The organism is Nocardia tenerifensis NBRC 101015, assembly GCF_000308715.1.
GTDB lineage: Bacteria > Actinomycetota > Actinomycetes > Mycobacteriales > Mycobacteriaceae > Nocardia > Nocardia tenerifensis.
In genome coordinates this window covers 1-9,109 of the sequence record NZ_BAGH01000542.1, presented here as the reverse complement: position 1 = coordinate 9,109, position 9,109 = coordinate 1, and the positions used below count along the sequence as shown (strand labels likewise).

9 protein-coding genes are annotated in these 9,109 nt (G+C 66.8%); 6 read left to right on the top strand and 3 right to left on the bottom strand.

All coding sequences use genetic code 11. From position 1 onward, the window contains the following. The 3 genes from ON39_RS35825 to panC form a co-directional block, all read right to left on the bottom strand. Positions 1–369: P1 family peptidase (locus ON39_RS35825; protein WP_174412609.1), on the bottom strand; the 369-nt coding region annotated here is incomplete at its 3' end. Between the two features lie 15 nt (positions 370–384). After that, positions 385–1,371, bottom strand: a complete 987-nt coding sequence (locus tag ON39_RS35820) for an NRDE family protein (RefSeq protein ID WP_146250994.1) — start codon at positions 1,369–1,371, stop codon at positions 385–387. A gap of 28 nt (positions 1,372–1,399) precedes the next feature. After that, positions 1,400–2,233 carry a pantoate--beta-alanine ligase gene (gene panC, locus ON39_RS35815; RefSeq protein ID WP_085998324.1) on the bottom strand — a complete coding sequence of 278 codons (834 nt, stop codon included), beginning with the start codon at positions 2,231–2,233 and terminating at the stop codon, positions 1,400–1,402. Between the two features lie 319 nt (positions 2,234–2,552). Between panC and ON39_RS35810 the strand changes: the two genes are divergently transcribed. The 6 genes from ON39_RS35810 to ON39_RS35785 form a co-directional block, all read left to right on the top strand. Further along, a complete protein-coding gene (locus ON39_RS35810) occupies positions 2,553–2,984 on the top strand; it encodes a nuclear transport factor 2 family protein (RefSeq protein ID WP_146250993.1) in 432 nt (143 codons plus the stop codon). 5 nt (positions 2,985–2,989) lie between these two features. Next, positions 2,990–4,579: an NAD(P)/FAD-dependent oxidoreductase gene (locus ON39_RS35805; RefSeq protein WP_040740787.1), complete on the top strand. Its 1,590-nt coding sequence runs from the start codon at positions 2,990–2,992 to the stop codon at positions 4,577–4,579. 6 nt (positions 4,580–4,585) lie between these two features. Then, positions 4,586–5,857, top strand: a complete 1,272-nt coding sequence (locus ON39_RS35800) for a tetratricopeptide repeat protein (RefSeq protein WP_146250992.1) — start codon at positions 4,586–4,588, stop codon at positions 5,855–5,857. A gap of 14 nt (positions 5,858–5,871) precedes the next feature. Then, entirely contained in the window at positions 5,872–6,888 is a 1,017-nt protein-coding gene (locus tag ON39_RS35795) for a TauD/TfdA family dioxygenase (protein ID WP_157195576.1), read from the top strand. A gap of 65 nt (positions 6,889–6,953) precedes the next feature. Beyond that, positions 6,954–8,516 carry an ABC transporter substrate-binding protein gene (locus ON39_RS35790; protein ID WP_051187525.1) on the top strand — a complete coding sequence of 521 codons (1,563 nt, stop codon included), beginning with the start codon at positions 6,954–6,956 and terminating at the stop codon, positions 8,514–8,516. Between the two features lie 10 nt (positions 8,517–8,526). Next, on the top strand, positions 8,527–9,109 hold a 583-nt coding region (locus ON39_RS35785; protein WP_157195575.1), incomplete at its 3' end, for an ABC transporter permease.

Sequence of the window (9,109 nt, the reverse complement as noted above, 5' to 3'; positions counted from 1 at the left end):
GGCGGTCGGCCGCGCCTTCGGATCGCCCGCGCTCAGATCGAAGAGCGCGAGCGCGGGCACGATCGGCACATTGCCGCCGGGGGTGGGGATGCCGCGCCCGATCTCCTCGAGGTAGCGCATCGCGCCGTCGGCGGCGGCCAGGCCGAACGCCGACCCGCCGGTGAGGACCACCGCGTCGATGAACGGGACGGTCTTGTCCGGTGCCAGCGCGTCCAATTCGCGGCTGGCCGGCGCGCCGCCGCGCACCTCGCAGGACGCGACCGTGCCGGCCGGGAAGATGACGACCGTGCAGCCGGTCTCGCCGAGCGGGTCGGTCCAGTGCCCGACCCGGACGTCCGGAACGCCGATCGTCGCATTCGCCATATTCATCGCAGCCGCCTCAGCTCAGGAATTCTCGTTCGCGATGACGACGAAGAAGTCGTCCGGTGTCGTGGGGAAGCCCACGCGGCGCACATCGGACGGCAGTGGCTGGTAATCGAACAATTGCCGTTCGTTGTATGCGAACAACTCCGCCCCCGTCTTTCCGGCAGAGTATATCGAGACGCTCTTCGTCCACGCCGCTTGGCTCGGATCGGTCACTGGAAAAAGTGCGACATTCTTGTGCCGGTTTCGGTCTTCGGTGTCGCGGTAGGGCGGACGGATCGTCGAATGCGCGGAGGCGACCCAGTTCTCCGTCGAATAATCGGGGGCGTCGTCGGGGCGGCTCGCGAAAAGCGTGAGCCAGGGGGCCCACGAGGTCAATTTCTCGTCGGGCGCGGCAGCGCTCTCCGCGAGGCTTTGCAGACGCTTGCCCGATTCGTCGTCGGCGGCCGGGCCGGATTCGGTGAGCACGTGCGGCCGTCCGTCGGGCAGCGCGGTGGCGGTCACGGAATCCGCGCCGTCGAAGGCGACCACGAACGCGTCCCGCGGATCGGCGACGAGCATATGGAAGCCGGGCATCCTCTTGCCGGATTCTTCGAGCGCCGGGCGAAGGCGCGTCTCGAGCAGTCGTACGGCCTCGCGCGCCGACTCTGCGGTGGCGCAATCGATCGGCAGTCCGCGCGGCGAGACGAATTCGGGGTCGTCCGGGGTTTCGGTGAGGATTCGGCAGTAGACGCCGGTTCGGCGGTGCAGGGCCAGCCACGTTCCGCCGTCGATATCGAGCCCGCCGACGACCTCGGCCGACGCGGACTCGGTGGCGTTGCCGATGGTCCAGATCCGGTCACGGAGTTCCGGGTTGTCGTGCCAGTGCGGCCCGTAGGAGAAACGATGCGTCAGGCCGAGCTCGCGGGCCGCCTGGAAACCGTGCGGACGATATATCGAGTGATCGCGGGATTCGACGGCGACGAAACGATGATTCTGCCGGTCGAGGAGGAACATGCACGTGCTCATGGTTTTTCCGTTTCACGTCGGATGAACGTTATTTCAAGGTCACCGGTACATTGTCGATCAGCCTGGTGCCGCCGAGGTGCGCGGCGACCAATAACCGGGCCGGGCCCGACGCCGGGGCAGGCCCGAGTTCGGGGTCGCGCAATTCGAGATATTCGACCCGGATGTCGTCGTGCGCGTCCAGGATCGCGCGGGCCGCGCGGAGCACCGCCTCGGCCCCGGCGTCGCCCGCCCGCGCGCCCGCGTGCAGGGCGGTCGGCAGGGCCACGGCCGTCGCCCGCTCACGCGGATCGAGGTATCGGTTGCGGGAGGACATGGCCAGCCCGTCCGGTTCGCGCACGGTCGGGACGCCGACGATCCGGAGGCCGAAGTTCAGGTCCCGCACCATCTGCTCGATCAAAATCAGCTGCTGGTAGTCCTTTTCGCCGAAGTAGGCGACGGTGGGGCGGGTGATCTGGAAAAGCTTCGCCACCACGGTGAGCATCCCGCCGAACAGCACGGGCCGGGTGGCGCCGCAGAGTTCGCCGCCGAGCGGGCCGGGCGTCACCCGCGTGCGGGGACCGTCCGGATACATGCCCGAGGGCGAGGGCGCGAACACCGAGTCGACGCCCGCCCGGCGCAGCATATCGAGATCGGCCTCGAGCGTCTGCGGATACTTGTCGAGATCCTCGCCGGCCCCGAATTGTAGTGGGTTGACAAAGATCGAAACAATGACGTGGGAATTGCTTTTCATTGCGCGTTCGACCAACGCGAGATGGCCGTCGTGCAACGCTCCCATTGTCGGTACGAGCGCCACGTCCCGGCCACTCTCGCGCGCATTCAGCGATACTCGGGTCATGGCTTCGGGATCGTGCTGGACGACCAATGCGCTCTTCGCATGATTGCCGGTGTCGAGTCGCTCCAACGATTCTCCCTCCTGATTCTTGCGAACGCGCTTCGGCGCGGGGTACGGGGGTGATGATAGAACCACTTAGACCGTACCGGAACGACAGCGTCAACGCAGCCGTTGAGCGAATCGGGATTAGTTTGTTGATGAATCATCATTTGGCCTTTCCGGCAACTCGAAAACCGTTGCGGGGTATGCGCTGAGCGTGATACTGTTGCTTGCGCAAGATAAACTATCGGCGGCCCAGAGGAGGGCCTGGCGGCCCGGCAGTCTCCTCGCGGGAATTAGGCGGGTGCTCATGGTCACGCAAGCGGAAACAAACCCTGGTAACACGGTCGAGGATTTCTCGGCGGACCTGAGTCCGGCCGAAATAGAATTTCAGCAGTGGCGTGCGTTGAGCGCCGGGCGGGGCGCGGAATTCTACGACGCCGTCCTCGCCGAGGACGCGGTATTGGCCGTGCCGTCCCCGCACGCCTCGCTGTCCCGGCGAATCGCGCTGAACGCGGTGGCGGGCGCGCCCGCGATAGAGACGTATCAAATTCTCGAATTCCACGAACGCACCCTCGGCCCGGAGGCCCATATCGTCTTTTACGAGATGTATCAGAAACGAGTGGGTCTGGACGGGATATACGCGGCCATTTCGACGGTGTATACCCGTCGCCACGATCGCTGGCTCATGCTGTATCACCAGCAGACTCCGCTCCGCCGGGTATCGGTGGAAGAGGAGTAGTAGTCGTGCAGAAATTCGACGTTCTGATATTGGGCTCCGGCCTCTCCGGCAGCTCGCTCTCGCTGTGCCTCCAGGCCTCCGGGTTGCGCACCTGCATGGTCGACCCGAAAAAACATCCGCGCTTCGCCATCGGCGAGTCGACGATTCCGAACACCTCCAAGCTCTACAAATTGATGAGCATCAAATACGGGGTGCCGGAATTGGCCGTGCTCTCCTCGTTCGACAATCTCATCGCCGCGGTCGACACCTGCGGCATGAAGAACAACTTCGGCTTCGTCTACCACGAGCCGGGCGGCATCGCCGACCGCGCGCACCAGTTCCCGCTCTCGGAGATCGTGGAGACCGAGTCGCACCTGTTCCGGGCCGACGTCGACCACTGGCTCGCGCTGCGCGCCGTCGACTACGGCGCCGTCCTGCTCGAGGGCGTGGGCACCCGTCACTTCGAGATCACCGACGAGGGCGTGCTCTTCGAAGGCGACGAGGGAACGCGGATCTCGGCCGAGTACGTCGTCGACGCGGGCGGGCGCGGCTCGCCGGTCGCCGACGCGCTGGGGCTGCGGACCACCGAGGGCCTCATCACCGAGTCGAAGTCCATCTTCACCCACATGACCGGGGTGACCCCGTTCGACGACATCACCGCCATCACCGCCCCGCGCCAATGGCACACGGGCACTTTGCATCACGTGTTCGAGGGCGGGTGGATGTGGGTCATCCCGTTCGACAACAGCGACAAGTCGTCGAGCCCGCTGTGCAGCGTCGGCATCACCTGGCGCATCGACGACGGTGACGAGTCGCCCGAGCGCGACCCCGCGCAGGCATTCGCCGACTTCCTGCAGACCTACCCGGAGATCGGCAAGCAGTTCGAAGACGCCCGCAACGCCAGGGACTGGATCAGCGCGGGCCGGCTGCAATACTCCAGTCGGCGGACCGTGGGCGACCGCTGGTGCCTCACCTCCAACGCCGCCGGCTTCATCGACCCGCTGTTCTCGCGGGGCATGCAGAACACCGCGGTCGTGGTGGACCGGCTGGCCGAGCGGCTCATCGACCGGTTCCGCGGCGGATTCACCCCGGAGACCTTCGACGACATCGAGCAGATGCAGGCCAGCCTGATCAAGGAGAACGACTTCCTGGTCGGCAACGCGTTCCGCTCGTTCACCGACTACGAGCTGTGGAACGCGTGGTTCCGGGTGTGGCAGGTCAACCAGGTCACCGGCACCATGCGCACCGAGAGCAGGCTGCGTCAGGTCATCGCGGCCGCCGAGGCGCGCGGCGAGGACACCTCGCCGCTGTTGCGCATGGACGCGGCGCCGGGCGCCGGACTCGACGGCTTCATCGACGCGTTCTACGAGAAGTCCGGGCAGATCATGGACGCCTACTGGCGCAAGGAGATGAGCCGGGACGCCGCGGTGGCCGAGTTCGGAAAGCTGTTCGCCGACGCCGATTTCGTGCCGCCGTCGTTCGGCCTGACCGATATGTCGCAGCCCTACTTCGACATCGATATCGACAAGGTGGCGGCCGCCGTGGCGTGGGCGCGCCGGGCCAGGCCGGGTATTCGCGAGCTCTACCTCAATGGGCTGCCCGCTTCGGAGAGTTAGGTGTTGATGAGTGCGATAGCCATGTCGTCCTACAGCGACCGGGTGCGGGCGGCCGTATCCGGTTCGGTGAACGGGCTGCTGAGATTCGACCGCTCCATGGTGACGTCGCTGGACGGCCTGGACGACGACGCCGAGCGGCCCATCGTGGTGCTGCTGCGCGCCTATCTGTATCTGCTCGGCGGCGTGCGCCCGCCGGTCGAGGTGGTCGACGCGCTGCGCCGCATCGATCGTGCCGCGCTGCCCGCGCTCGAGTCCGCCCACCTCGACGCGGTGCGGCACCTGCTGCACGGCGCGTACGGCGAGGCGGGGGACACGCTGCTGGAGATCTCCCGGCAGTTCCCCGCCGACGAGCTCGCCCTGGCGGCCGGGCACCAGGTCGACTTCCTGACCGGCGCGACCGAGACCCTGCTCGCGCGCCTGTCCGCCAGCCCGCTGCTGACCGAGGGCGCGAGCGAGAACTACCCGTACCTGCTGGCCATGCTCGCGTTCGCCTACGGCGAGAACAACAGGTTCGCCGAGGCGCACGCGGCGGGCAGCCGCGCGCTGTCCCTCGCGCCGGACGACAACCCGTGGGCGGTGCACGCCTGCGCGCACGCGCTGTTCGAGACGCGGGACAACCGGGCCGTCGCCGAGCTGCTCTCCTCGACGCGCGGCCGGTGGAACTCCGAGAGTTGCCTGCTGCGTACGCATCTCAGCTGGCATCACGCGCTGAACTCGATGGCCGAGTCCGACCGCGACGCGCTGACCGGTCTCGTCGACGAGGTCACCGGGGTGCTGGCGAGCGAGTGCTCGGCGATGCAGTTCAGTGACGCGGTCTCGCTGCTGTGGCGGCTGCGGCTGGCCGGGCTCGCCGGGCCCGACGACTTCACCGCCGTCGCCGACAAGGCCCTGGAGATCCGCGGCGCGTCCAACTCCGCCTTCGTCGACCTGCATGTGCTGCTCGCGATCATCGGCGCCGACCGGCACGCCGAGGCCGAGCGGCTCGCGAAGGAAATCGCCGAGGACGCAACGGATTCCGCCGAACACCTGACCGGCACCCGCCGTACCGCGGTCGGCGTGGCCGAAGGTTTTCTGTACTACTGCCGATCGAACCCGGAACAGGCGGTGCGGCAACTGATCTCGGTCCTGCCCGCCATCGTCGGCATGGGCGGCAGCATGGTGCAACGAGATCTCGCACTGGAGCTGCTCGTGACCTGCTCCCACGGCCGGGGATCCGACCTGGCGATTCCGGCCGGTATCGATCGGCGCCCATTGGTAACGTACCTACGCTCGCGATAGGAATGGTCGAACGAATGGCTAACGCATCGTCTCCCATCTGCACCGAAACAATCACCGGGCCCGCCGCCTGGCGCAGCAGCGATTTCACCGACCCCGCCCAGTGGACGACACCGCTGACCGCCGACGACATCGGCGAGTTGTTCGCGGCGTTGAAGCACAGCCGAGACACCGGTAAGGAACTCGGCCAGATCACCCGCGCGGACTTTCCGCTCGACGGCCTCGCCGAAAAACTGAAGGACGTCTCGCGCACGCTCGTCTCCGGTCGCGGATTCGCCGTGCTGAGCGGCTTTCCCATCACCGCGGACATTCCGCGCTCCGATATCGAACTCATGTACTGGGGCCTGTGCGCGCACCTGGGGCCCGCGGTCACCCAGAACGCCCGCGGCGAAATCATCGTCCCCGTCAAGAATTACGGCAACGGCGGCCTGTTGAACGCGACGACCCGCGGTTACCAGACCAACGAGGCGCTCCCGTTCCACACCGACAGCTCCGACGTCGTCGGGCTGCTGTGCCTGCGCTCGGCGGGCGAGGGCGGGTACAGCAGCCTCGCCAGCTCGGTGACCATCCACAACGAGCTGCTCGCGCATCACCGGGAACTGCTCGGCCTCTACTACGCCGGCTTCTACTACGACCGGCGCGACGAGCAGCTCGACGGCGAGCGGCCGTACTACCGCAATTCGGTCTACGCGTGGCACGAGGGCAGGCTGACCTGCCGCTACTACGTGCGCCATTTCATCGAGTCCGCCGCCGAACGATTCGACCTCGACCTGTCCGCGGTGGAACGGCTCGCGCTGCACACCTTCGAGTCGATCGCGGACCGGCCGGAAAATAAGGTCACCATGCGGATAAACCCCGGCGATATCCAATTCCTCAACAATAATGTCATCGTGCACGCCCGCACCGCCTTCGTCGACGGCGATCAGGTCGCCCGTGAGCTGCTGCGGGTCTGGCTCAACCCGTTCGACGCGCCGACACCGCCGCCGGGGCACGCGGCGTTCCGTGAGGGCATGCCGCAGAAGCAGATTCGCTGAACCGAGATCAGGAGAGATGAAGTGCAGGTTCGACATATCGCCGTTCGCAGGGCTGGGAGCATGATTTGAGGCACGGTCGGCTGTTTTCCCTTGGTGCGCTGGCCTTCGCGGTCTGCCTGACGTTGACGGCGTGCGGGACCGGCGATGTCGGACCCGGCGGGTCGGACACGGGCAACTCCACGCAGTCCGCGACGCCGCCGGACGACAAGCTCAATCTCAATGCCACCGTGAACGTTCGGGTCGCGCTGGAGCCCGCCAGCCTGAACATCTTCACCACGGCCGGTGTGTCGCTGGATCAGGCGCTCATGGACAACGTCTACCAGGGCCTGGTCACGGTCGACGGCAACGCCAAGGACAAGATCGTCCCGGGGTTGGCGACCTCGTGGGAGCAGTCCGCCGACGGCCTGACCTACACCTTCCACCTGGTGCAGAACGCGAAGTTCCACGACGGCTCGCCGCTGACCTCGGCGGACGCCGCGTGGTCGCTGCAGCAGCAGATCGCGCCCGGCTCGAAGTCGTTGCGCGCCACCGAGTTCGGCTCCGTGGCCGAGGTCTCCGCGCCGGACCCGGCCACCGTGACGATCAGGTTGAAGCAGCGCGACACCAACCTGCTCTGGGCGCTGACCCAGCGCGGCGGCATCGTCTACAAGAGCGGCACCGACTTCGCCTCGCTCGACGGCGCGGAGAACGGCTCCGGCCCGTTCCGGCTGGCCCAGTGGAACCGCGGCTCCACGCTCACGCTGGCCCGGGTGGACAACTACTGGGGCCCGGCGCCCAAGGTCGCGAAGGTGGTGTTCCACTACATCATCGAGCCCAACTCGGCCAACAACGCGACGCTGACCGGGCAGACCGACATCCAGACCGGCACGGATCCCTCACTGCTGCAAGCGTTCACGAGCGCGAGCGACAAGTTCGACGTGCTGCGCGGCAACAGCACCGATGAATACACCCTCGCGTTCAACGAGAAGCACCCGGCGCTGTCGAATCCCGATGTGCGCCATGCCATCCGGCAGGCGATCGACAAGGACGCCATCATCAAGGCGATCGGCGCGGGCATCCGCATCGGCGGCCCGGTCCCGCCCCAGGACCCCTGGTACGAGGATCTGACCTCGATCGACAAGTTCGATCCGGGCAACGCCAAGAAGCTGCTCGCCGCGGCGGGATACGGCAACGGCCTGACACTGACGGTCGAGTACCCGAACCACTACGTGCCCGCGCTCAGCGATGTCCTGGTCTCCAATCTCAAGGACGTCGGCATCACGCTCAACGTCCACGTGGTGGAGTTCCAGACCTGGCTGTCGAAGGTGTACAAGAACCACGACTACGAGCTGAGCGTGGTAATCCACGCGGAGGCCCGCGATTTCGGCAACTACGCCCGCCCGGACTACTACTTCAACTACGACAACAAGCAGGTACAGCAGTGGTACCGGGACGCGTTGACCGCGGACACCGAGGACGCGCGCAACGCCCTGCTGAAGAAGGCGGTCCGGCAGGTGTCCGAGGACGCGCCCTGCGATTGGTTGTTCCTGGTCGAAGCGAATACGGTGGTGCGCAAGGGAATCTACGGGGTGCCGCAGCACGAGACCAACAACCGGTTTCCGCTGACCAAGCTCGCGGTCGCCAAGTGACGGAGGTGTTTTGCTCTGGTATGTGATGCGGCGGGCCGGGCTGTTCGTGCTGTCGCTCGCGGTGGCGAGCGTGCTCGTCTTCGCGCTGCTGCGGCTGCTGCCCGGCGACGTCGCGGCCACCGTCGCCGGCATCCAGGCGACGCCGGAGCAGATCGCGGCCATCCGCACCGACCTCGGTCTGGATCGGTCGCTGCCCGCGCAGTACCTGTCCTGGATCGGCGGCGTCTTCCACGGTGACTTCGGCCATTCCCAGCTCAACGGCACCTCGGTCGGGCCAGAGCTGGCGCAGAAGCTGGCCGTCACCGGGCCGCTGATCATCGGGTCGCTGCTGGTCGCGCTGGGCCTGGCGATACCGCTGGGCACCTGGGCCGCGGTCCGGCATCGCAGCCGGACGGGCGAGGCGGCCAACGCGCTCTCGCAGCTCGGCATCGCGATCCCGGGCCTGTGGCTGGCCATGCTGCTGATCCTGCTGTTCGCGGTGGAGTTACAAGTGCTACCGGCACAAGGGTTTCCGGCCGACCGCTGGGCGGAACCGGGCGACGCGATCCGCAGCCTGATCCTGCCCTGCGTCACGCTGGGCATCTCGGAGGGCG

Bases quoted from the DNA above. Each gene is read 5' to 3' on its own strand.
- ON39_RS35810 (WP_146250993.1), top strand. From the start codon at position 2,553: ATGGTCACGCAAGCGGAAACAAACCCTGGTAACACGGTCGAGGATTTC.
- ON39_RS35800 (WP_146250992.1), top strand. From the start codon at position 4,586: ATGAGTGCGATAGCCATGTCGTCCTACAGCGACCGGGTGCGGGCGGCC.
- ON39_RS35795 (WP_157195576.1), top strand. From the start codon at position 5,872: ATGGCTAACGCATCGTCTCCCATCTGCACCGAAACAATCACCGGGCCC.
- ON39_RS35820 (WP_146250994.1), bottom strand. From the start codon at position 1,371: ATGAGCACGTGCATGTTCCTCCTCGACCGGCAGAATCATCGTTTCGTC.